Below are 20,992 nucleotides of genomic sequence, written 5' to 3' on the forward strand. Positions count from 1 at the left end.
TCAGCGCAGACCGTGCCGAGTCAGCGCGGGCGGCCGCGAGTCAGCGCGGAAGCTGCCGAGTCAGCGCGGGTGGTCGCGAGTCAGCGCAGGACGACGTCAAGACACCGGACGTGACGATGAAGGACGTCGGGGGGTGCCGCGCGCCGTCGTCAAACCCGAAGTGGAGCGCCCCCTGGGGCGCGTGAACGCGACGACGCGCGGCACCCCCCGACGTCCGGACTCCCTGCGCGCGCTGACTGGCGCCGGACAGTGCTGACTCGCGACGGCATGCGCTGACTCGCGCCGGACAGTGCTGACTCGCGCCGGACACTGCTGACTCGGCTACGAGCGGTGCGGGACGCGGAACGACCGGTGGTCGGTGGGCTCGGACTCGGCGCGGATGACGTGCATGACGGCGTTGATGAGGGCCAGGTGCGTGAACGCCTGCGGGAAGTTGCCGAGGTGGCGGCCGGTGTGCGGGTCGATCTCCTCGGCGTACAGGTTGAGCGTGGACGCGAAGGACAGCAGCCGCTCGCACAGCGACCGGGCGCGGTCGATCTCGCCGATCTCGCACAGCGCGGACACGAGCCAGAAGGAGCAGATGGTGAAGGTGCCCTCCTCGCCGGACAGCCCGTCGTCGGTCTCCTCGACGCGGTAGCGCAGCACGAGGCCTTCCTCGGTGAGCTCGTCGGCGACGGCGAGCACCGTGGCGCGCACGCGTTCGTCGTCGGGCGGGAGGAACCGCAGGAGCGGCACGAGCAGCAGCGACGCGTCGAGGGCGTCGTCGCCGTAGCGCTGCGTGAACACGCCGCGCTCGTCGACACCCTTGGCGCAGATGTCGGCGTGGATCTCGTCGGCGAGCTTCTGCCACTGCTCGGCGAAGTCGGGCTCGTCGTAGAGGCGGGCGAGCCGGGCGCCGCGGTCGAGCGCCACCCAGCACATGAGCTTCGACGACGTGAAGTGCTGCGGCTCGCCCCGCACCTCCCAGATGCCGCGGTCGGGCAGGTGCCAGTGCTTGGCGGCCTCCTCGACCTGCCGCTTGAGCACGGGCCAGAGCGCCTCGGGGAGCTGTTCGCGGTTGCGGGTGTGCAGGTAGACGGAGTCGAGGACGGCGCCCCAGACGTCGTGCTGGCGCTGGTCGTAGGCGCCGTTGCCGACGCGGACGGGTCGGGCGCCCTCGTAGCCGGTGAGGTGATCGAGCTCGGACTCGGTGAGGTCTTCCTCGCCGCCGACGCCGTACATGATCTGGAGCCGCTTGTTGTCCCGGCAGGCGTCGAGGATGAAGGCGAAGAAGTCGTTCGCCTCGCGGTCCAGCCCGAGGGTGTACAGGCCCCAGAGCGCGAAGGTGGAGTCGCGGATCCAGGCGTACCGGTAGTCCCAGTTGCGTTCGCCGCCGGGGGTCTCGGGCAGCGAGGTCGTGGCGGCGGCGAGCAGGGCGCCGGTGGGGGCGTAGGTCAGGCCCTTGAGGGTGAGCGCGGACCGCTGCAGGTAGATGCGCCACGGGTGGTCGGGGAACGTGCCCTGCGTGATCCAGTCGCGCCAGTACTGCTCGGTGCGCCACATCTTCTCGACGGCCTCCGCCCACGACGACGGCGCGGGCAGGCTCGACCAGGACAGCGCGACGAAGTGGGTGTCGCCCTCCTCGAGCCGGGTGCGGGCCTGGACGCGCCGCCCTTCGAGGCCGAACCGCAGCGACGAGTCGAGCCGCAGGTCCGGGTTCGCCGGTCCGGTGCGGGCGACCATCGTCGAGTAGCCGTCTCCGACGTACTCCCAGTCCGCCTCGCCGCGCGCGTAGTCGGGCATGGGGGAGCAGGCGACCTCGAGGTCGACGGTGCCGGACACGCACTTCACGGTGCGGAGCAGCACGTGCTCGGCGTCGTGGTCGGTGGGGGTGCGCTTGTGGGTGCCGGAGCGTTCGTGGACGTCGTGCCACGGCCCCATGACCATGGCGTCCCGGACGACGAGCCAGCCGGTGGACGTCTGCCAGGTGGTCTCGAGGATGAGGGTGCCGGGCAGGTAGCGGCGGGCGACGGGGACGCGCACGCCGTGCGGTCCGACGCGGAAGTGGCCCGCGCCGCGGTCGAGGATCGCGGAGAAGATGCTGGCGGAGTCGGGCCGCGGCACGCACATCCACTCGATCGCGCCGCTCGGGGCGACCAGGGCGTTCGTCTCGCAGTCGGACAGGAAGGCGTAGTCCGCGATCGACGGGAAGGTGCTGCGTCCGTCGGGGCGGGGCGGTGCCTGGAAGTCGAGCGTCATGGGAACAGCCTGCGTCGTCCGGGCCCCTGGGCGCCAGCCGCTGACGGCGGCTTCGGCGAAGTTTCACACGCTGGTGACGTGGCGTGCCGGTGCGCGCCCGCCGGCCGGTCCCCGCGGCCCCCGGACGCCGCCGTCGGAAGAAGTTCTCGGCACGTGTCGATCCGGCGGTTTCCCGTTCGACCTGGGGGTGAGAGGGTCCGATCAGGGACCTTCACCGACGAGGGAGACGATCGTGACGAAGTACATGCTGATCATGCGCGCCACCGACGAGGGTCAGGAGGCGTTCGAGAGCTCGGGCCTCAGCTTCGACGACCTGCTCACGATGATGGGCCGCTACAACGAGGAGCTCATCCAGGCCGGGGTGCTGGTCGCGGCGGAGGGCCTCGACGACGCGTCCCAGGGCGTCGTCGTCGACTACTCGACCGAGGAGCCGACCGTCACGGACGGCCCGTACGGGGAGACGAAGGAGCTGTTCAACGGCTACTGGATCCTCGACGTCGCGTCGATCGACGAGGCCGTGGCCTGGGCGAAGAAGGCCCCGATGTCGGGCCCGGGCATCAAGGCGGAGATCCGCCGCATCCCGTCGATCGACGAGTTCCCGGCCGACAACGAGTACGTGCGCCGCGAGCGGGCCTGGCGCGAGCGCACCGGCCAGCTCTGAGCACACCCCACCCACCACCGACGCACGGACGACGAGGAGACGATCATGGCGAAGTACATGCTGATCATGCGTGGCACCGACGAGGGCAGGGCCGACTACGAGGAGATGGACTTCTCCGAGGTCATCGCCGCGATGGGCCGTTACAACGAGCAGATGATGGACGCGGGGGTGCTGTCCGCCGGCGAGGGCCTGGCGGACGCCGCCGAGGGCGCCGTCGTGGACTTCTCCGGCGAGACGCCGGTCGTCAGCGACGGCCCGTACGGGGAGACGAAGGAGCTGTTCAACGGCTTCTGGATCCTCGACGTCGCGTCGCAGGACGAGGCGCTCGAGTGGGCCAAGCGCGCCCCGCTGTCCGGGCCGGGCACCAAGCTCGAGGTGCGGCGCGTCCACGGGCCGGAGGACTTCCCGGCCGACGACGAGTGGATCGTCAAGGAGAAGCAGTGGCGGGCGGAGCTGGGCACCGAGTGAGCGGGCCCGCCGACCCGACGGACGGACCGGCGTCCGACGTCGTCCCCACCGCGGGGCACGACGCCGGACGCCGGGTCGTGGAGGCCACCTGGCGTCTCGACTCGGCGCGCATCGTGGCGGCGCTCGCCCGGTACACGGGCGACTTCGCGCTCGCGGAGGACGTCGCGTCGGAGGCGCTCGCGGAGGCGCTGGTCGCGTGGCCGCGCGACGGCGTGCCGCGGGACCCGACGGCGTGGCTCCTCACGACGGGCCGACGACGGGCGATCGACGCGTTCCGGCGCCGGTCGGGGCGTGACGAGCGGTACGCGGCCCTCGGCCGGGACCTGGCCGAGGGTGGCGCGCACGCCGGGGGGACGCCGGTCGCGGACGACGACCCGGACCTGCTGTGGGACCCGGACGTCATCGACGACGACCGGCTCGCGCTGATCTTCACGGCCTGCCACCCGGTGCTGTCCCGGGAGGCGCGGGTGGCCCTCACGCTGCGCGTGGTGGGCGGTCTGTCGAGCGACGAGATCGCCCGCGCGTTCCTCGTGCCGACGGCGACGGTGCAGGCGCGCATCACGCGCGCGAAGAAGACGCTGGCGGCGGCGCGGGTGCCGTTCGAGGTGCCGCCGGAGGCGGACCGGTCCGAGCGTCTCGGGTCGGTGCTGCAGGTGGTGTACCTGGTCTTCACCGAGGGGTCGTCGGCGACCAGCGGGGACGACTGGATGCGCGCGGACCTGGCGCGTGAGGCGGTGCGGCTGGCGCGTGTGCTGTCCCGCCTGGTGCCGCACGAGCCGGAGGCGGCGGGGCTGCTGGCCCTGCTGGAGCTGACGGCGGCGCGGTTCCCGGCGCGCACCGGGCCGGACGGCGAGCCGGTGCTGCTCGCCGACCAGGACCGCCGCCGCTGGGACGCGGGGGCGATCCGGCGCGGTCGGGCGGCCCTGCGCCGTGCCGTGGGAGCGGGGCGCGGCCTCGGCCCGTACGGGCTGCAGGCGGCCATCGCGGAGCAGCACGACGTCGCCCGGTCGGTCGCGGAGACCGACTGGGACCGGATCGTGCTGCTCTACGAGGCGCTGGGGCAGGTCGCCCCGTCGCCGGTGGTGGAGCTGAACCGGGCGGTCGCGGTGTCGATGGCGTCCGGTCCGGCGGCGGCGCTGGCACTGGTGGACGACCTCGTGGCCCGGGAGGTGCTGTCCGGCTCCTACCTGCTGCCGAGCGTTCGGGGCGAGCTGCTGGTCCAGCTCGGCCGCGCCGACGAGGCCCGGGGCGAGCTGGAGCTCGCGGCCCGGCTGTGCGGGAACGCCCGCGAGCGCGGGGTGCTGGAGCGCAAGGCGGCGGCCCTGTAGGGGTCAGGCCGCCCGCTCGACCGCCGGCACCGCGGCGTCGGGGACCGGGGCGAGCACCGTCCCGTGACGGCGCCGGGGGAGGGTGGCCACGGCGACGCCGGCCAGGGCGAGCACGCCGCCGGCGAGCGCCGCCACGGGCGGGACCTCGCCGAGCAGCGCCCAGGACAGCAGGATCGTCAGCGGCGGCACGGCGTACGTCGCGGCGGCGGTGCGGCCCGCGCTGGTCCGCTGCAGCACGTACGCCCAGGTGGTGAAGGCGACCGCGGTGGGGAAGACGCCGAGGTACACGATGCCGAGCATGGCGGACGTCCCGACGGTGGCGAGCTCGTCGACGAGGGCGGGCAGGAACGGCAGGGCGGCGACCGTCCCGGCGAGGCAGCCGAGCCAGGTCATGGTGAGCGCGTCGACGTGGGGGAGCAGTCGCTTCTGGAGGGTGGCGGGGCCCGCGTAGAGGACGGCGGCGCCGAGCCCGAGCAGGACGCCGACGACGTCGAACCGGCCCGACGACGTGGACACGGCGATGACGACGACCCCGGCGAGGGCGACGGCCATCCCGGTGACGAGCCGGCGGGGGAACCCCTCGCCGAGGAGGGTGCCGGCGAGCACCGCCACCAGCATCGGCGCGATGTTGACGAGCAGGGCGGTGGTCCCGGCGTCGAGGTGCTGCTCGGCGGCGTTCAGCACCAGGTTGTACAGACCGAACCAGGCGACGCCCCACACGGCGACGGCGGCGAGCAGGCGGCCGCGGGGGAACGGGTGCGTCGGTTCCGGGTGCGGGCCGTGCGTGGCGCGGCGGCGCAGCGTCGCGACGCCCAGCAGCACGGTGAGCGCCACGGAGCCGACGGCGATGCGGCCGAGGGTGAGCGCGCCGGGGCCGACCTCGTGCCCGACCGCGCGGATCCCCACGAACGCCGACGCCCACAGCACGACGGTGACGGTCATGGCGAGGACGGTGCGCAACGAGCTGCCTGAGGTGGTCATGGGTCGATCCTCGCCCCGCACGACACTTCAGCACCAGTCCAGGTATCTACCGCATCGTTCAGCAGCGCTGTACAGTCGAAGGGTGCTCGACGTCCACCGCCTCCGCATCTTCCGCTCCGTCGTCGCCAGCGGATCGGTCGCCGGCGCCGCCGAGAACCTCGGCTACACGCCCTCCGCGGTCAGCCAGCACGTCACCGCGCTGTCCCGGGAGACCGGCCTGACCCTGCTCGAACGCTCCGGCCGCGGCGTCCGCCCCACCGCCGCCGGGCTCGCCCTCGCCGCCCAGGCCGACCGCGTCCTCGCCCGCCTCGGCGAGGCCGAGACCGTCGTCGCCGACCTGCGCGCCGGACGCACCGGCACCCTGTCCGTCGCCTACTTCGCGTCCGTCGGCGCCGCCTGGATGCCGCGCGTCGTGCACCGCCTCACCACCGAGTTCCCCGGCGTCCGCCTCGACCTCGAGCTCAGCGAGCACATCGCCGACCGCGTCGAGGACCGCCCCGACCTCCAGGTCGTCGTCGCCTACGACGGCTACGACCCCGGGCGCGGCTTCACCGCCCACCACCTCCTCGACGACCCGTACGTCGCCGTGCTCCCCATCGGCCACCCGTTCGCCACCCGCGCCGAGATCGAGCTGGCCGAGCTCCGCACCGAACGGTGGATCGACAACGACTTCGCGCGCGGCTGGTGCCGCCGCAACCTCCTCGAGGCCTGCCACGCCGCCGGGTTCCGGCCCGCGTTCCACGTCGAGGCCCACGACTACCCGACGGCCGTCGCGTTCGTCGGCGCCGGCATCGGCATCACCGTCATGCCGCGCCTCGGCGCCGCCCACCTGCCGCCCGGCGTCGTCGCCGTCCCCGTCGTCCGCCCCACGCCCGTCCGGTCCCTCTACGCGCTCGTGCGCGACGGGCTCGCGAGCAGCCCGCCCGTGCGCGCCGCCGTCGCCGAGCTCGTCGCCCAGGGCCGTTCCGCTGCCGGCGAGATCACGTCCCCCGACCCGGTGCCCGCCCCCGTCCCCGCGTAGGCTGGACGGCGCACTGCCGCCGGGTCACCGGCGGCCCCCCGACCCCGTGAGGTACACCGTGACCACGCTCCCCACCGCCACCGGCTCCTTCGGCGACAAGCCCGTGCTGACGTTCCCCACCCCCGAGGCGCCCGCCGGCCTCCAGGTGCAGGTCCTCACCGAGGGCACCGGCCCCGTCGTCGACGCCGGCCGCACCATCGTCGTCAACTACCTCGGCCAGACGTGGGGCGGCGACATCTTCGACAACTCCTACGACCGCGGCCAGACCATCGACTTCCCGATCGGTGTCGGCGCCGTCATCGGCGGCTGGGACAAGGGCCTCGTCGGCCGCAACGTCGGCGACCGCGTCCTGCTGTCCATCCCCGCCGAGCACGGCTACGGCCAGCGCGGCGTCCCGCAGGCCGGCATCCCCGGCGGTGCCACCCTCGTGTTCGTCGTCGACGTCGTCGACGTGCACTGACCTTTCCGGGTATCGGCGGGGCAGGTCGTCCTGCGCCCGGTCGCGTTCACGGGCCCCAGGGGGCCCTCCACTTCGGGGATGACGACCGGGCGCAGGACGACCTGCCCCGCCGTCGTTCCCAGGCTCGCCTGCCGTGGTCCGCGACGTGCCCTGCCGTCGGCTCGGTCGCACAAGGCCTGGCACTGCGACCACGACGGCGAGCGGGGCCGCCCGGTCAGACCTTGCGGGAGCGGGTGACGGTGAAGCGGAGGTCCTGCGCCACGTGCTCCGTGGGGCCGACGGCGCGGTTCAGGGAGCCGCGGTAGCGCAGCGACGTGTTGTAGACGCACCACAGCTCGCCGCCCGGGCGCAGGACGCGGCCCGCCGTGGCGAACATGCGGTGCGCGGCGTCCGTGCTCAGCGCGGCGCGGTCGTGGAAGGGCGGGTTGAGGACGACGACGTCGGCGCTCGCGTCCGGCAGGTCCTCCCCGACGTCGTCGCGCGTGACGGTGACCCGCACGCCGTTCGCCCCCGCCGTCGCCACCGTCGAGGCGACGGCTGCCGCCGACCGGTCCGTCGCGACCACGCGGGCGTCCGGGTAGCGGCGCGCCAGCACGACGGAGACCAGCCCCGACCCGCAGCCCAGGTCGACGGCGTCGTGCACGCGGGCGGCGGCGGGCCAGCGGCCTGCGGTGCTGAGCAGGAACCGGGTGCCGTGGTCCAGCGTGGCGCCCGCGAACGTGCCGCCGTGCGCGACGACGTCGAGGTGCGTCGGCGCCGCCCCGCCCGCCGTGGGGGTGGCGGCGGCCAGCAGCTCGGCGTCCGTCACGCGTTCCCGCGCCGGGTACAGCGGGGCGGCCTCGCGGGCCTCCGGGCGCACCCCGGCGGCGACGAGCAGCCGCGACTTCCCGCGGGCCAGCGAGACGTGGAACCGCTCGAACCGGTCGGCGAGCACGTCGTTCATCGCGCGCGACATGTGCTTGACGCGCCCGCCCGCGAGCAGCACCACGTCGTCGGCGGCATAGCGGGCGACCGACTCGGCGATCTCGGTGAGCTCGGCGAGCGACTTCGGGAGCTGCAGCAGCACGACCCGCGCCCCGTCCAGGACGTCCCGCCCCAGCACGGGGTACAGGTGCTCGGCCCGGCCGACGGCGACGAGCGCCGCCGTCTCGTCGAGGTTGTGCAGGACGGCGGCCTCCGCGGTCACCGCGTCGGTGTGCACCCGGACGTCCGGCGCGCCCAGGGCGAGCACCCCCAGCGTCAGCGCGCCGAACCGGTCGCCCAGCACCAGGACGTCCCCGGGCGCGGTGCCCGCCACCTGCTCGGCGGCGTGGGCCAGCAGCAGCCGGTCCGTGGCGTCCACGGCCACCGGCCCGTCCGCGCGCAGACCGTCGTCGGGCCAGGGCACGAGCGCGTCGAGCAGCGTCGTGAGGTGCGGCGGGAGGGCGGGATCAGAGGTCACGGCACGACCGTAGTCTGGGCGCATGGACGAAGCCACGTCGTCGGACGCCCGCGTGACCATCACCTACTGCACGCAGTGCCGCTGGCTGATGCGGGCCGCCTGGGTCGCGCAGGAGCTCTTGCAGACGTTCCGCACCCGGCTCGGCGAGGTCGCGCTCGTCCCCGGCACGGGTGGGGTGTTCCGCGTGGAGCTCGTCTCCGCGCCCGGAGCCGAGCCCGTGCTGCTGTGGGACCGCAAGGAGCAGGGCGGGTTCCCGGAGATCCCGCCGCTCAAGAAGGCCGTGCGGGACGTCGTCGCTCCCGACCTCGCCCTGGGGCACACGGACCGCGTCGGAGGCTGATCCCCGCTTGTGGCTCGCCGTCGGGTCCGGGAGGTCCCGCCGCTCGAATGAATCGGTCGCTGCGCTCCCTCTGCTCTCGCGTCGGGACCTCCCGGACCCGACGACGAGCTGAGCGGCGAGGTCAGTCGCGGGGCTTGCGCTCCGCGGCGATCCGGTCCTCCTCGGCACGGACCTTCGCGGCGGTCGCCCGCTCCTGCACCAGCCAGGCCGGCGGCTCGTCGCGGAGCTCGTCGATCTGCTCGGTGGTCAGCGGGTCGGTGACGCCTCCGCGCGCGAGGCCTGCGATGGAGATGCCGAGACGGCCTGCGACCACGGAACGCGGGTGCGGACCGTTGCGGCGCAGGTCGGACAGCCACTGCGGCGGGTTCTCCTCGAGCTTCTCGAGCTCGGCGCGCGTGATGCCCTTGTCCTGGAACTCCGGGGGAGTGGCGGGCAGGTACACGCCGAGCCGCTTCGCCGCGTTCGTCGGCTTGAGCACCTGCTGGGAGTAGGGGGTTCCGGCCATGGGCCCAGGGTAGACGGGGCGGGCCCGTCCCGCCGACACGTAGCCTGGTCGCGTGAGCGACGACACGGTGCCCGACGGCACGCCCGACCGGACCCCGGGCGACGACTCCGACCTCGACCTGCCCGTCGAGCCGGACGACGACCGTCCGCGGTTCCGCTGGGGCTACGTGCCCGGCGCGACCCCCGGCCGGTGGGCGCGCACGTGGCGGGACCGGCTGCCCGACGTCCACCTCGAGCTGGTGCAGGTGGAGGCCGCGGACGTCGAGGGTGCGTTGCGGGCCGGGGACGTCGACGCCGCGCTCGGACGCCTGCCGGTGGACACCGACGAGTTCCACGCGATCCGGCTGTACGAGGAGGTGCCGGTCGTCGTCGTGTCGAAGGACCACCTGCTCGCCGCCACCGAGGAGGACGAGCACGTCGCGGTGTCGGATCTTGCCGACGACGTCCTGTGGGTGGCGGCCGACGACGTCCTGTTCGGCGGCGACGAGCCGCGCCCGGGGCGTGCGCCGGAGGCCTACGACGACGGGTCGGGCACGCTCGTCACGCCGGCGCCGTCGACCACCGCGGAGGCGGTGGCCTGGACGGCCAACGGGTCCGGCGTGACCGTGGTGCCGATGTCGCTGGCGCGGCTGCACCACCGCAAGGACGTGGTGCACCGGCTGCTGGACGACGCCCCGCTCGCGCCGGTGGGGCTCGTGTGGCTGCGGGACCGTGACGACGACCTGGTCGAGGAGCTGGTCGGGATCGTGCGCGGGCGCACGGCGAACAGCTCGCGCGGGCGCCGGGCCGCGGTGCCGGAGGAGTCCACGGGCAAGAAGTCGCGCGGGCGCCGCAAGGGCGGTGCGGAGCCCACCGGACAGGGCCGGTCGGGCAAGAGTGCTGGTGGCAAGGGCGGCGCGGCCCGGGGCGGTCAGAGCGGCCGCGGCGGCCCGCGGGGCAAGGGTGCCCCCGGCGGGAAGGGCGCCCAGGGCGGACGGTCCGGGGGGCGCGGGCGACGCTGACCGCGCACGACCGTCTCCGTCCGTCCTCGAGCAGGGCGTCAGGAGGGACGGACGGAGACGGTCGTGCTCACGGTCGCTGTGCGGGCGCTCAGGCGCGCAGGTGGCGCAGGGCGTGGTTGCCGAGGGCGGCGCCGGCGACGATCATGGCGGCCGCCGTCGCGAGCGCGACGACGATGCTGGGGTCGGCGAGGTTGCCGGCGAAGAGCGCCCGCAGGGCGTCCACGGCGTGCGCCATCGGGTTCGCCCTCGACAGTGCGTAGAGCCAGTCCGGGGCGACCTGCACGGGGAGCAGGGCGCCGGAGGTGACGATGAGCGGCGTATAGGCGAGGGTCAGCACGCCCCAGAAGGCGTAGGCGCTGCCCAGCGCGACGCCCGCGGCGAGCGACAGGAACGCGATCCCCACGGCGAGCGCGGTGAGGACGACGGCGGCGACGAGCGCGCCGACGACGGAGAAGCTCAGGCCGAGCGGGGTCGTCACGGCGACGATGACGAGGCCCTGCACGGCGACGGTCAGTGCCGCCCGCAACGCTCGTCCGGCCAGGATCGCCGACCGGCTGGTCGGGGTGGCGGCGATCCGTTCCAGTGCGCCGGACGCGCGTTCCTCCTGGAGGCCGGAGCCGATGAACGCGCAGGTGCCGAACGCCATGATGACGAGGATGCCGGGGGCGAACCACTGCATGGTCGACCCGGACGCCGCGTCCGGGGCGGCTCCGACCGCGGCCGCGAGCGGCGCGAACAGGAGCAGCAGGAGCAGGGGGTCGGCGAGCGACTCGACGTACGGCCAGGGGGTGCGCAACTTGGCGCGGGCGTCGCGCTCGAGGTGCGTGACGGTGTCGGTGAGGATCGTCATGGTCGTCTCCGAGGATCGGGCCTACGCGGCGTCGTCGCGCAGGCTGCGGCCGGTGAGGGTGAGGAAGACGTCGTCGAGGCTGGGCCGGCGGACGCGGGTGCCGACGAGGCGGACGTCGGCGGCGTCGAGGGCACGGACCACCTCGGGGGTGACCGCGTCGCCGTCGGGGATGCGAAAGGTCAGGCCGGTCCCGGCCGTGGCGACCTGGTGCGCTCCGGGGAGCCGTGCGGCGAGGGCGGCCGCGACCGGCACGTCGGCGGGGTCGCCGAGGTCGACGGCCACGAGGTCGCCCGAGACCTTGGCCTTGAGCTGGTCGGGTGTGCCGTCCGCGATGATCTGGCCGTGGTCGATGATGAGGACGCGGTCGGCCGCGGCGTCGGCCTCGTCGAGGTAGTGCGTGGTGAGCAGGACGGTGGTGCCGTGCTCGCGTCGTCTGCGGGCGATGTGGTCCCACAGGTTGGCGCGGCTCTGCGGGTCCAGTCCGGTGGACGGTTCGTCGAGGAACACCAGGTCCGGGTCGTGCACGAGTCCCATCGCGAGGTCGAGGCGTCGGCGCTGGCCGCCCGACAGGGCGGCGACGTCGCGGCGGCCGAGCCCGACGAGGTCGAGCTCGTCGATCAGGCGCTTCGCCCGTTCCGCCGCCTCGCGGCGGCGGATGCCGTAGAGCCGGGCGTGGGTCGTGAGCTCCTCGGCGACCCGCAGGCCGCCGAACGACCCGTTGTGCTGGCCGATGACGCCGATGACGCGACGGATCGCGCCGGGCTGGGAGGCGACGTCGAGGCCGGCGACGCGAGCCGTCCCCGAGGTGGGTGCGAGCAGCGTGGTGAGCATATTGAGCACGGTGCTCTTGCCGGCGCCGTTCGGGCCGAGCAGGGCGACGGCCTCGCCCGCCGCGACGTCGAGGTCGACGCCACGGACGGCGTGGACGGGTCCGTCCGGGGTGGCGAACGTCCGGGTCAGGGCTTCGGTGTGGATCACGACGAGCCTCCTCGAGCTCCATGAGCGTGACTTCCATTACGCGACGTAACGAAACTAAAGCGTAGGCTATCCCCATGTCAACAGGTGGAGCAGGAGAGCCCTCGCGCACCGGCAGACCGCGTGACGAGACCATCGACGCGGCGGTGCTGACCGCAGCCCTCGACGCCCTGGCCGCCGACGGCTACGGCGGCCTCTCCCTGGTCGCCGTCGCCCGGGCGGCGGGCACCTCCAAGCCGGCCCTGTACCGTCGCTGGCCCACCAAGCAGCGGCTCGTGCTCGCGGCACTCGAGCACCAGGTGCAGGCCGTCGAACCCCCGGACACGTCGTGCACGATGTGCGACCTCGCGGAGTGCCTCGGGCTGTTCGTCACCGCCTTCGAGGCGATGCCGCCCGGTGTGCTCGCGCCCCTCCTGGCCGACGGTCAGGACGGCGAGGACCTCCGCGAGGAGTTCATGACCCGGCTCTTCGACCCGCCGCGCGACGCCGTCCGGCTCACGCTGGCCCGGGCGCGCGACCGCGGCGACCTGCGGCTCGACGTCGACCTCGGCCTCACCGTCGACCTGCTGGCCTCGTTCGTCTGCTACCGCGCGATGTTCGGGCACGCACCGACGACGCCGCGCGAGATCGAGGCCGCCGTCGAGACGATCCTGCAGGGGATCGCCGCCGACTACCCGGCGCTGCTCGCCCGGGCCCAGGGCGAACCCGTCGAGGTGGGCCCCCACGAGCTGCACGCCGCGCACGCCCCGACCCGCTAGCGGGGCCGGCCGACGCTACGGCGACAGGTGCGAGCGCACGGCGTCGAGGGTGTCCGCCTCGGCGGCGGGCTTGTCGTCGCGGTAGCGCAGCACGCGGGCGAACCGCAGGGCGACGCCGCCCGGGTAGCGGGTGGAGCGCTGCACGCCGTCGAACGCGATCTCGACGACCTGCTCGGGGCGGACGCTCACGACCCAGCCGTCGTCGGCGGTCTCCAGCTCGCGGAACCGCTGCGTCTGCCAGGCGAGCATCTCGTCGGTCATCCCCTTGAACGTCTTGCCGAGCAGCACGAACCCGTCGCCGTCGCGAGCCCCGAGGTGGATGTTCGACAGCGTGCCCTCGCGACGCCCCGAGCCCCGCTCGACGGCGAGCACCACGAGGTCGAGGGTGTGCCGCGGCTTCACCTTCACCCAGGCGGCGCCGCGGCGGCCCGCCGCGTACCCGGCGGCCAGGTCCTTGACGACCAGCCCCTCGTAGCCGTCCGCGACGGCGCCGGTGAAGAACCGCGTCACCGCGTCCACGTCGTCGGTGACCAGCCGAGGCACGCGCGCGTCGGGCGGCACGACCCGGTCCAGGACGTCGAGACGCTCGCGGGTGGGCGCGTCGATGAGGTCGACGCCGTCGGCGTGCAGCACGTCGAAGAACCGGACGGTCAGCGGCACGGTGGCCGCCACCTCAGCGACATCGTGGGTGCCCGCCCGAGACGCCGTCTCCTGGAACGGGCGCGGCCGTCCGGCCTCGTCCAGCGCGAGGGCCTCGCCGTCGAGCACCGCGGCACCGACGTCGAGGGACCGGGTGAGCTCCACGATCTCGGGCAGCCGCTCGGTGATGTCGTCCAGGGACCGCGTCAGGACCCGGACGTCGTCGTCGCGCTTGTGCACCTGGACGCGGATGCCGTCGAGCTTGACGTCCGCCACGACCTGCCCGCCGCCCAGCTTCTCCACGGCCGCCGCGACGTCCGGCGCCGACGACGCGAGCATCGGCCGCACCGGTCGCCCGACCTCCAGGCCGAACGCCTCCAGGGCCGCGGCCCCGCCGGTGAGGGCGGCCCGCGCGATCGGTCCGGAGTCGGCGCTGAACATCGCCGCCCGGCGCACCAGGGCGACCGGCACGCCCGCGGCGTCCGCGACGGCGTCGAGCAGCAGGGAGTCCAGGGCGCCCTGACGCAGCTCACCCAGGACCAGCCCGCGCAGGAACCGCTGCTCGTCGGTGGTCGCCAGCCCGAACAGGTCCGCCACCGCGGTGGCCCGGGCCGTCGCGGAACCCGGCCCGGACAGCGCGGACACCGCCTCCAGGGCGTCGTCGACGTCGCGAGGTGTGAGGACGGGGTCGGTCGCCGCGGGCGGGAGGTCCGCCAGCGACCGCCAGCCCACGCCGGTACGGCGCTGGCGCAGCCGCCCGGACAGGTACGACGCGACGATCTCCACCTCGTCGCCGTCGCCCACCTCACCGGCGGCGCGCAGCGCAGCGGCGAGCTCGGCCCGCTTGGTCAGCCGGGAGCGCGTCGCGGCGACGGCGGCATGGGTGCGGACGAGCTCGGCGAGCAGCACCCCACCATCCTGACGGCGGCGGGGCTGCCGTGCCCGGCGACAGCGCGCTCGGCTACCAGACGGGCAGGGCGGCGACCGAGAGCACGGCGGCGAAGCCTGCGATCACCCCGGTGGCGAGGAGCACGCCCCCGGCGGCCGTCCCGGGAGTGGTCCCGGACGCGAGTCGGCGGTACCCGGCGAACAGCAGGACGGCCGTCGTGACCACGAGGACGATGGCGAGGATGTCGAGGCTCATGGGCGCAACGTAGTGGCTCCCGTCGTGGAGCCGTGGTGCGAGTCTCGCCCACCGGGCAGCCGACGGTTCAGAGTGCGGGGGCGTGCGCGGCGTCGTAGGTCTCGCGCGCGGCGAGGACGGCCGCGGAGTGGTCGAGGGTCCAGCGTTCGAGCGCGCGCAGGGGTTCCAGGGCGTCACGGCCGGCGTCGGTGAGGTCGTACTCGACCCGCGGCGGTACCTCGGCGTGCACGGTGCGCCTCACGAGGCCGTCGCGCTCCAGGCCGCGCAGGGTCTGGGTGAGCATCTTCTGGGAGACGCCGCCCACGCGCTGGGCCAGGGCGGTGAAGCGCTGCGGCCCGTCGGCGAGCGCGCCGACGACGAGCACGGTCCAGCGGTCGGCGACGCGGTCCAGCACGCTGCGGCTGGGGCAGTCCTTGAGGTACGGGTCGAAGGGGATCGGGGTCACGGGGCACCTCCTTGCGGTCGGGCTCGGGCAGGCCTAGGGTAGCCGACGGTAAGTCACTCTCCATCAGAGAGTGACAGTCGACGAGAGAGTGAGAAGCGCATGGCACGCATCGTGGTGATCGGCGGGACCGGGTACGCCGGGGAGCACATCGTCCGGGAGGCAGCAGGGCGCGGGCACGACGTCACCTCCCTGAGCCGGACGGCTCCCACCGACCAGGTCGACGGCGTCCGCTACACGACCGGGTCGGTGCTCGACGACGCCGACGTGGCCCGCGCGCTCGACGGCGCCGACGTCGTCGTCGCCACCGTGTCGCCGCGCGGCGACATGGAGGGCAAGGTCCGCCCGGCCTACGCGCGGCTCGCGGAGCTGGCGACCGAGCGTGACGTCCGCCTCGCCGTCGTCGGCGGTGCCGGCTCGCTGCAGGTCGCTCCCGACGGACCGCGGCTCGTCGACGGCCCGGAGTTCCCGGACGCGTACAAGGCCGAGGCGCTGGAGTTCACCGCGATCCTCGAGGACCTGCGGTCCGCCCCTGAGGGCCTGGACTGGTTCTACCTCAGCCCGCCTGCCGTCTTCGGCGCCTACGCCCCGGGCGAGCGCACCGGCACCTACCGCACCGGCGGCGACGTCCTGCTCGCCGCCGACGACGGCACCTCGGCCATCTCGGGCGCGGACTTCGCCGTCGCGCTCGTCGACGAGCTGGACCGGCCGGCGCACCGGCGTCGCCGCTTCACCGTGGCGGCCTGACCGACCCCGCTGACGGCGCGGTTCCTCCGGCGTCGGGTCCTGACGGCGGAGGAACCGCGCGGTGGCCCGTCGCGGTGGCGCGGTACCTCAGGCATGACCACGACGAAGGGCGAGGTACCGCGGCGTCGGTCGCCCCGACGCCGTGGTTCCTCGCCCTCGGGCGTCACGCGGGGTACGGCACCCCGGTGGTCGCGTGGCAGCGGTAGCCGTGCGGGTTCTTGGACGCCGACAGGTACTGCTGGTGATAGTCCTCGGCGTAGAAGAACGGCCCGGCCTCGACGGCGGGCGCCGCCTCCGTGGTGATCGGGTCGTAGCCCTTCGCGGCCAGCACCTCGCCGTAGCGGGCGGCGGTCGCCTTCACGGCCTCCTCCTGCTCCGGCGTCGTCCAGTACACCGCCGAGCGGTACTGCGTGCCGACGTCGTTGCCCTGGCGGTAGCCCTGGGTCGGGTCGTGCCGCTCCCAGAAGATCCGCAGCAGCTCCTCCTCGGACACGACGGCCGGGTCGTAGGCGACCAGCGCCGTCTCGGTGTGCCCGGTCCGCGCCGAGCAGACCTCCTCGTAGGTGGGGTTCGGCGTCGTGCCGCCCATGTAGCCGACGGCGGTGCTCACCACCCCGGGGACCTGCCAGAAGATCTCCTCGGCACCCCAGAAACAGCCCATCGCCAGGTACAGCACCCGGGTGCCGGGGGCCCAGGGGCCGGTCAGCGACGAGCCCAGCACGGTGTGCGGGCGCGGCGCGGGCAGCACGGGGGACTGGCGGCCCGGGAGCGCCTGCTCCGGGGCGACCATCGTCGTCTTGCCACTGCCGAACAGGTTCTCGAACATGATCGCTTTCCTCCTTTGACGGGTGCTCGTGGCACCCGTGATCGGCAACGCCGCACCGGCGGCTGCTGTTCCCCGCCGATGAGCTCGCGGCGCACCCGCCGTCCACCCTGCCACGAGCGTCGGCCGACGGCGCCGTCGCGGGGGCGGACAGCGTGCGGGCCGCCATGCCGGGGGTGGCATCCTTGCCCGCATGCCCGCTCCTGTCCGACACGTCCTGTTCCCCGGCCGGCACCACCTGGTGACGCGCTTCCAGACGGCGCACCTGCACCGGCTCCTCGCCGGGCAGGTGGCCGACGCGGACGGCGTCCCGGTCGAGTGCGCGCCGGACGCCGGCGTCGTCTGGGCGGTGACGTCGGCGACGCACAGCGGCACCCGCCGCAACCCGGTGCCCGCGCACCGCCGCGAGGCGATGATCGAGCGCGTCGCGACGGTCGAGGGCCTGCCGTCGCTGGTCGCGCCGGTGGCCGACGTGCCGCCGAGCCCGCGCTTCGCCCGCACGGTGCTGGCGAGCGTCGAGCTGTCGACCGGGGTCGCCGCGACGCCGGACGACACCGTCGTCGCGTGCTCGACCCCCGCCGTCGTCGCGATGTACGCCGACCTGGGGTTCCGCGTCGTCCCGGTGGAGGACGCGCCGCGTCCGGACGACGCCGACGCCGCGCCGCTGCGACCCTGGGACGTGCTCGAGCTGCTGGCCGCCGGCGACGACCGCTGGCGCGACCTCGCACACCCGGAGACCGTGGCGTACGTCGACCGCTACCGGCTGGCGGAGCAGGTCGCGCTGATCCACGCCGACCCGACGGTCTCCACGGAGGGCGACCTCACCACGACGCGCGACTACCGCACCTACACGGCGGCCTTCGACGACGCCTCGGACCGCAAGTGGGACCTGGTGGCCCCCTTCGTCGTGCCGGGCCGCGTGGTGGACCTCGGCTGCGCCGCGGGCGGGCTGCTGGAGCGCGCGGCCCGCGACCCGCGGCTCGCGGAGTCCGACCTGTACGGGGTGGACGTGTCGCGCCACCTCGTCGCGGAGGCGGAGCACCGTCGCGCGCAAGGCGTGTTCGCGAACCCGAACGTCTTCTTCGCGCAGCGCAACTTGCTGCGCTCGGCCGTGTTCCCGCCGGCCTCGGTGAGCACGACGTTCACCGTCGCCCTCACGCACGAGATCGCCAGCTACGGCGCGGGCCGGGCCGACCTGGAGCTGCTGGCCCGGCGGATCTTCGAGCACACCGCGCCGGGCGGCGTGTGGGTGTGCTCGGACGTCCTGGGGCCGGTGGAAGGGGACCGGCCGGTGCACCTCGCGCTGGACGGCACGGGCGTGGGCGCCGAGCCGACGGACCTGGGTGGCTGGTCCACGCCGGACGTCGCCGCGCACGTGGACGCGCTGTCCCCGGCGGAGCGGCTGGTGCAGTTCGCCCAGGACTTCCCGGCGCTGTCGGGCGGCGCGTGCGACGTGCGCTGGGTCGCCGACGGCGTCGCGGAGCTGTCGCTGCGGGCCGCCGCCGAGTTCGTCTACACGCGCGACTACGTCGACAGCTGGCTGTCCGAGTGCCACGAGCGGTTCTGCGACATGACGTGGCCCGACTGGGTGGCGCTGCTGGAGGGCGTCGGGTTCGAGGTCGAGCCGGTGAGCGGATCGTGGCGCAACGAGTGGCTGGTCGAGAACCGGCTGTCCGTGGGGGCCGCGCTGCGCGACGCGGTGACCGGTGACCCGGTGGACTGGCCGGACACGCACGTGACGTTCGTGGCGCGGCGCCCGCTCTGACGGGTCAGTCGAGGTCGCGCACGGCCCGGGCCTCGACGTCGGCGAGCACCTCGTCGGCGACGTGCGCGGAGACCGCTCCGTCGTTGCGGGCCCGCACGACGACGTCGCGCTCGACCTCGACGGCGTCGCGCAGCAGCGCATCGACCTCCTGCCCGAACCGGCCCTCGGCGTCGTCCCCGGCCCGGCGTGCCTCGGACAGCGCGAGCTGGGCCGTGAGGTAGCCCTCGTACTGCAGGGCGACGGCCTCGCGGACGGGGCGGGGGACGTCGTCGCGGGCGCGGACGGCGTCCAGCGCGGCGCGGGTGGCCTGCTCGCGCAGCACGGCGACCTCGGCCGCCTCGTCGGCGGTGCTGCCGACGCCGAGCCACCGCACCACGGGGGCGAGGGTGAGCCCCTGGAGCACGAGCGTGGCCAGCACCACCACGAGCCCGACGAAGACGACGGTCGACCGTTCGGGGAAGTCCTCGCCCGTGGACATCACGTGCGGCAGGGCGAGCGCCGACGCGACGGTGACGACGCCGCGCATGCCCGCCCACGACATGACGACCGTCTCCCGTCGCGTGAACGCGCCGATCCCGGCGACCTCGGCGGGCACGCCCTGGGCGCGGGCGCGGCCGGCGAGCTGCCGCTCCAGCAGCCACACGGCGGGGAAGAGCCAGACGAACCGGAGCACGACGAGCACCACGACGACGCCGATCGCGAGGGGCAGCGCGGACGACGCGACGGGGTTGTCGTCCAGCACGCTGGTCAGCTCGAACCCGATGAGGACGAACACGAGACCGGTGATGAGGTAGTCGGCGTACTCCCAGACGGAACGGCCGAGCAGCCAGCCGCCGGACGTGACCGACGCGTGCGACACGGACCGCAGCACCAGGCCGAGGGTGAGCACCGCGAGCACGCCGGACCCGTGCAGCTGCTCCGCCCCGAGGTAGGCGGCGAACGGCAGCGCGATCGTGACGGTCGTCTCGGCGGCGGGCACGTGCAGGCGGCCGAGGACGCGGTGGCCGAGCCAGCCGCCGACGAGCCCCGTCCCGACCCCGACGACGACGGCGAGGACCAGGTCGAGCCCGACCTCGCCGACCGTCACCGACCCGGCGACCACCGCGGCGACGGCCACGTGGTAGAGCACGAGGGCGGTGGCGTCGTTGAACATGCCCTCGCCCTCGAGGACGGTGACGACGCGGCCCGGCAGGCGCAGCCGCCGGGCGACGGCGGTCGCGGCGACCGGGTCGGGCGGCGACACGATCGCGCCGAGCACCCACGCGACGGCCCACGGCGCACCGGCGGCGTGCGCGAGCACCGCGACGAGCGCCGCCGACGCGATCGTCAGCCCGACGGCGGTGAGCAGGATGGGGCGCGCCTGCTCCCGGAACTCCCGCACGGTGGCGCGCTGCGTCGCCGCGAACAGCAGGGGTGGCAGCACGAGCGGCAGGACGAGCTCCGGCTCCAGCCGCAGCTCCGGGGTGCCGGGCAGCAGGGGCAGGACGATGCCGAAGAGCGTGAGGAGCACCGGCAGCGGCACGCGCACCCGGTCGGCGAGCGGCGTGAGGACGACGATCCCCGCGACGATCAGCCCCCACAGCGCGATCGTCGACATGCGTCCTCCCTGGTCCCGCGGGTTCCTGTCCGCTGGTCGGCGCCAGTCTGCCGCGCGCCGCGGCCGGGCGCGCGGGCTGGCGCCCGGGGGCACGACGTTGTCGGGGGCGGGGCCTAGCCTCGACGCATGACGACGTCGCCGCAGGACGAGCTGGTGCTCCCCGACGCCGCCGCCTGGCGGGCCTGGCTCGACGAGCACGAGGACGACTGCCCCGAGGGCGTCTGGCTGGTGCTGGCTCGCAAAGGGCGGCCCGCCCCGACGACCCTCAACCGGGCCGACGCCCTCGACGAGGCGCTGTGCAGCGGCTGGATCGACGCGCAGGCGCTGAGCCGCGACGCCGACACCTCGCTGCAGCGGTACTGCCCCCGCCGCGCCCGCAGCATCTGGTCGGTGCGCAACCGCGACATCGTCGCCCGCCTCACCGCGGAGGGACGCATGCGCCCGCGCGGCCAGGCGGAGATCGACCGGGCGAAGGCCGACGGCCGGTGGGACGCCGCCTACGCCGGCCCCGCCACCGTGCAGGTCCCCGACGAGCTCGCCGCGGCGCTCGCCGCCAGCCCGCGGGCGACCCTCGCGTGGGGGAACCTCACGTCCCAGAACCGGTTCGCGATCCTCCACCGGATCACGAACCTCAAGAGGCCGGAGTCGCGGACGCGCAACGTCGAGAAGTTCGTCGCCATGCTGGAACGGGGCGAGACGGTCCACCCGCAGCGCCGTCCCCTGCTCGAGCCGTGACGGGTCCTCCCAGGACACGCACAGGACCTGCACGGACGTCCCCGAGCGTCGCCGAGCGTCCGCCGCGCGCCGAA

General features: G+C 74.6%; 22 protein-coding genes. 11 read left to right on the forward strand and 11 right to left on the reverse strand.

The genetic code is table 11. From position 1 onward, the window contains the following. Window positions 1–321: 321 nt before the first annotated feature. The gene (locus I598_RS16065; RefSeq protein WP_068204138.1) at window positions 322–2,238 is read right to left on the reverse strand and encodes a glycoside hydrolase family 15 protein; all 1,917 of its coding nucleotides are present in this window, start codon (window positions 2,236–2,238) and stop codon (window positions 322–324) included. Between the two features lie 232 nt (window positions 2,239–2,470). On the opposite strand from I598_RS16065, the gene I598_RS16070 reads away from it, so the two are divergent. From I598_RS16070 to I598_RS16080, 3 genes are all read left to right on the forward strand, one after another. Next, window positions 2,471–2,899, forward strand: a complete 429-nt coding sequence (locus tag I598_RS16070) for a YciI family protein (RefSeq protein ID WP_232314198.1) — start codon at window positions 2,471–2,473, stop codon at window positions 2,897–2,899. Window positions 2,900–2,944: 45 nt separating this feature from the next. Next, a complete protein-coding gene (locus I598_RS16075; protein ID WP_068204139.1) occupies window positions 2,945–3,367 on the forward strand; it encodes a YciI family protein in 423 nt (140 codons plus the stop codon). Between the two features lie 77 nt (window positions 3,368–3,444). Beyond that, window positions 3,445–4,695 (forward strand): RNA polymerase sigma factor, encoded by a 1,251-nt coding sequence (locus I598_RS16080; RefSeq protein WP_068205369.1) that lies wholly within the window; start codon window positions 3,445–3,447, stop codon window positions 4,693–4,695. 3 nt (window positions 4,696–4,698) lie between these two features. On the opposite strand, the gene I598_RS16085 is transcribed toward I598_RS16080, so the two are convergent. Beyond that, window positions 4,699–5,676 (reverse strand): DMT family transporter, encoded by a 978-nt coding sequence (locus tag I598_RS16085; protein ID WP_068204142.1) that lies wholly within the window; start codon window positions 5,674–5,676, stop codon window positions 4,699–4,701. Window positions 5,677–5,758: 82 nt separating this feature from the next. Between I598_RS16085 and I598_RS16090 the strand changes: the two genes are divergently transcribed. Together I598_RS16090 and I598_RS16095 are read left to right on the forward strand one after the other, a co-directional pair. Continuing rightward, window positions 5,759–6,697, forward strand: a complete 939-nt coding sequence (locus I598_RS16090) for a LysR family transcriptional regulator (RefSeq protein WP_068204146.1) — start codon at window positions 5,759–5,761, stop codon at window positions 6,695–6,697. A gap of 58 nt (window positions 6,698–6,755) precedes the next feature. After that, entirely contained in the window at window positions 6,756–7,157 is a 402-nt protein-coding gene (locus I598_RS16095) for an FKBP-type peptidyl-prolyl cis-trans isomerase (protein ID WP_068204148.1), read from the forward strand. A gap of 214 nt (window positions 7,158–7,371) precedes the next feature. On the opposite strand, the gene I598_RS16100 is transcribed toward I598_RS16095, so the two are convergent. After that, the gene (locus tag I598_RS16100; RefSeq protein ID WP_232314199.1) at window positions 7,372–8,598 is read right to left on the reverse strand and encodes a class I SAM-dependent methyltransferase; all 1,227 of its coding nucleotides are present in this window, start codon (window positions 8,596–8,598) and stop codon (window positions 7,372–7,374) included. Between the two features lie 22 nt (window positions 8,599–8,620). On the opposite strand from I598_RS16100, the gene I598_RS16105 reads away from it, so the two are divergent. Beyond that, window positions 8,621–8,938: an Rdx family protein gene (locus tag I598_RS16105; RefSeq protein ID WP_068204150.1), complete on the forward strand. Its 318-nt coding sequence runs from the start codon at window positions 8,621–8,623 to the stop codon at window positions 8,936–8,938. A gap of 121 nt (window positions 8,939–9,059) precedes the next feature. Here I598_RS16105 and I598_RS16110 read toward each other — a convergent pair whose 3' ends face one another. After that, the gene (locus I598_RS16110; protein ID WP_068205371.1) at window positions 9,060–9,443 is read right to left on the reverse strand and encodes a DUF5997 family protein; all 384 of its coding nucleotides are present in this window, start codon (window positions 9,441–9,443) and stop codon (window positions 9,060–9,062) included. 52 nt (window positions 9,444–9,495) lie between these two features. On the opposite strand from I598_RS16110, the gene I598_RS16115 reads away from it, so the two are divergent. After that, a complete protein-coding gene (locus I598_RS16115; RefSeq protein ID WP_232314200.1) occupies window positions 9,496–10,443 on the forward strand; it encodes a LysR family substrate-binding domain-containing protein in 948 nt (315 codons plus the stop codon). Window positions 10,444–10,531: 88 nt separating this feature from the next. Here the strand turns inward: I598_RS16115 and I598_RS16120 are convergent, their stop codons facing one another. Further along, a complete protein-coding gene (locus tag I598_RS16120; RefSeq protein ID WP_068204153.1) occupies window positions 10,532–11,293 on the reverse strand; it encodes an ABC transporter permease in 762 nt (253 codons plus the stop codon). 21 nt (window positions 11,294–11,314) lie between these two features. Beyond that, window positions 11,315–12,271 carry an ATP-binding cassette domain-containing protein gene (locus I598_RS16125; protein WP_068204155.1) on the reverse strand — a complete coding sequence of 319 codons (957 nt, stop codon included), beginning with the start codon at window positions 12,269–12,271 and terminating at the stop codon, window positions 11,315–11,317. A 143-nt stretch (window positions 12,272–12,414) separates the two neighbouring features. Between I598_RS16125 and I598_RS16130 the strand changes: the two genes are divergently transcribed. Further along, complete coding sequence (locus tag I598_RS16130) at window positions 12,415–13,026, forward strand: TetR/AcrR family transcriptional regulator (protein ID WP_198155712.1); 612 nt, start codon at window positions 12,415–12,417, stop codon at window positions 13,024–13,026. Between the two features lie 15 nt (window positions 13,027–13,041). On the opposite strand, the gene I598_RS16135 is transcribed toward I598_RS16130, so the two are convergent. From I598_RS16135 to I598_RS16145, 3 genes are all read right to left on the reverse strand, one after another. Further along, a complete protein-coding gene (locus I598_RS16135) occupies window positions 13,042–14,574 on the reverse strand; it encodes an ATP-dependent DNA ligase (RefSeq protein WP_068204158.1) in 1,533 nt (510 codons plus the stop codon). A 52-nt stretch (window positions 14,575–14,626) separates the two neighbouring features. After that, window positions 14,627–14,809 carry a hypothetical protein gene (locus I598_RS16140; protein WP_068204159.1) on the reverse strand — a complete coding sequence of 61 codons (183 nt, stop codon included), beginning with the start codon at window positions 14,807–14,809 and terminating at the stop codon, window positions 14,627–14,629. A gap of 67 nt (window positions 14,810–14,876) precedes the next feature. Continuing rightward, on the reverse strand, window positions 14,877–15,254 hold the full coding sequence (locus I598_RS16145; RefSeq protein WP_068204160.1) for a winged helix-turn-helix transcriptional regulator: 378 nt from the start codon (window positions 15,252–15,254) through the stop codon (window positions 14,877–14,879). Window positions 15,255–15,353: 99 nt separating this feature from the next. On the opposite strand from I598_RS16145, the gene I598_RS16150 reads away from it, so the two are divergent. Further along, a complete protein-coding gene (locus I598_RS16150; RefSeq protein WP_068204161.1) occupies window positions 15,354–15,998 on the forward strand; it encodes an NAD(P)-dependent oxidoreductase in 645 nt (214 codons plus the stop codon). 163 nt (window positions 15,999–16,161) lie between these two features. On the opposite strand, the gene msrA is transcribed toward I598_RS16150, so the two are convergent. After that, window positions 16,162–16,824, reverse strand: coding sequence for a peptide-methionine (S)-S-oxide reductase MsrA (gene msrA / locus I598_RS16155; RefSeq protein ID WP_068204162.1), 663 nt, complete (start codon window positions 16,822–16,824; stop codon window positions 16,162–16,164). 190 nt (window positions 16,825–17,014) lie between these two features. Between msrA and I598_RS16160 the strand changes: the two genes are divergently transcribed. Next, window positions 17,015–18,586: a class I SAM-dependent methyltransferase gene (locus I598_RS16160; RefSeq protein ID WP_068204163.1), complete on the forward strand. Its 1,572-nt coding sequence runs from the start codon at window positions 17,015–17,017 to the stop codon at window positions 18,584–18,586. Window positions 18,587–18,590: 4 nt separating this feature from the next. On the opposite strand, the gene I598_RS16165 is transcribed toward I598_RS16160, so the two are convergent. Then, complete coding sequence (locus tag I598_RS16165) at window positions 18,591–20,183, reverse strand: Na+/H+ antiporter (protein WP_068204165.1); 1,593 nt, start codon at window positions 20,181–20,183, stop codon at window positions 18,591–18,593. A gap of 126 nt (window positions 20,184–20,309) precedes the next feature. On the opposite strand from I598_RS16165, the gene I598_RS16170 reads away from it, so the two are divergent. After that, on the forward strand, window positions 20,310–20,918 hold the full coding sequence (locus I598_RS16170) for a YdeI/OmpD-associated family protein (protein ID WP_068204166.1): 609 nt from the start codon (window positions 20,310–20,312) through the stop codon (window positions 20,916–20,918). Window positions 20,919–20,992: the final 74 nt, after the last annotated feature.

It is taken from the genome of Isoptericola dokdonensis DS-3, assembly GCF_001636295.1.
Classification (GTDB): Bacteria; Actinomycetota; Actinomycetes; order Actinomycetales; family Cellulomonadaceae; genus Isoptericola; species Isoptericola dokdonensis.

What these genes read in the sequence shown, in the direction of transcription:
- I598_RS16085 (WP_068204142.1), bottom strand. Translation starts at nt 5,676, where the DNA reads ATGACCACCTCAGGCAGCTCGTTGCGCACCGTCCTCGCCATGACCGTC.
- I598_RS16075 (WP_068204139.1), top strand. Translation starts at nt 2,945, where the DNA reads ATGGCGAAGTACATGCTGATCATGCGTGGCACCGACGAGGGCAGGGCC.
- I598_RS16160 (WP_068204163.1), top strand. Translation starts at nt 17,015, where the DNA reads ATGCCCGCTCCTGTCCGACACGTCCTGTTCCCCGGCCGGCACCACCTG.
- I598_RS16150 (WP_068204161.1), top strand. Translation starts at nt 15,354, where the DNA reads ATGGCACGCATCGTGGTGATCGGCGGGACCGGGTACGCCGGGGAGCAC.
- I598_RS16170 (WP_068204166.1), top strand. Translation starts at nt 20,310, where the DNA reads ATGACGACGTCGCCGCAGGACGAGCTGGTGCTCCCCGACGCCGCCGCC.
- msrA (WP_068204162.1), bottom strand. Translation starts at nt 16,824, where the DNA reads ATGTTCGAGAACCTGTTCGGCAGTGGCAAGACGACGATGGTCGCCCCG.
- I598_RS16065 (WP_068204138.1), bottom strand. Translation starts at nt 2,238, where the DNA reads ATGACGCTCGACTTCCAGGCACCGCCCCGCCCCGACGGACGCAGCACC.
- I598_RS16120 (WP_068204153.1), bottom strand. Translation starts at nt 11,293, where the DNA reads ATGACGATCCTCACCGACACCGTCACGCACCTCGAGCGCGACGCCCGC.
- I598_RS16105 (WP_068204150.1), top strand. Translation starts at nt 8,621, where the DNA reads ATGGACGAAGCCACGTCGTCGGACGCCCGCGTGACCATCACCTACTGC.
- I598_RS16110 (WP_068205371.1), bottom strand. Translation starts at nt 9,443, where the DNA reads ATGGCCGGAACCCCCTACTCCCAGCAGGTGCTCAAGCCGACGAACGCG.
- I598_RS16165 (WP_068204165.1), bottom strand. Translation starts at nt 20,183, where the DNA reads ATGTCGACGATCGCGCTGTGGGGGCTGATCGTCGCGGGGATCGTCGTC.
- I598_RS16140 (WP_068204159.1), bottom strand. Translation starts at nt 14,809, where the DNA reads ATGAGCCTCGACATCCTCGCCATCGTCCTCGTGGTCACGACGGCCGTC.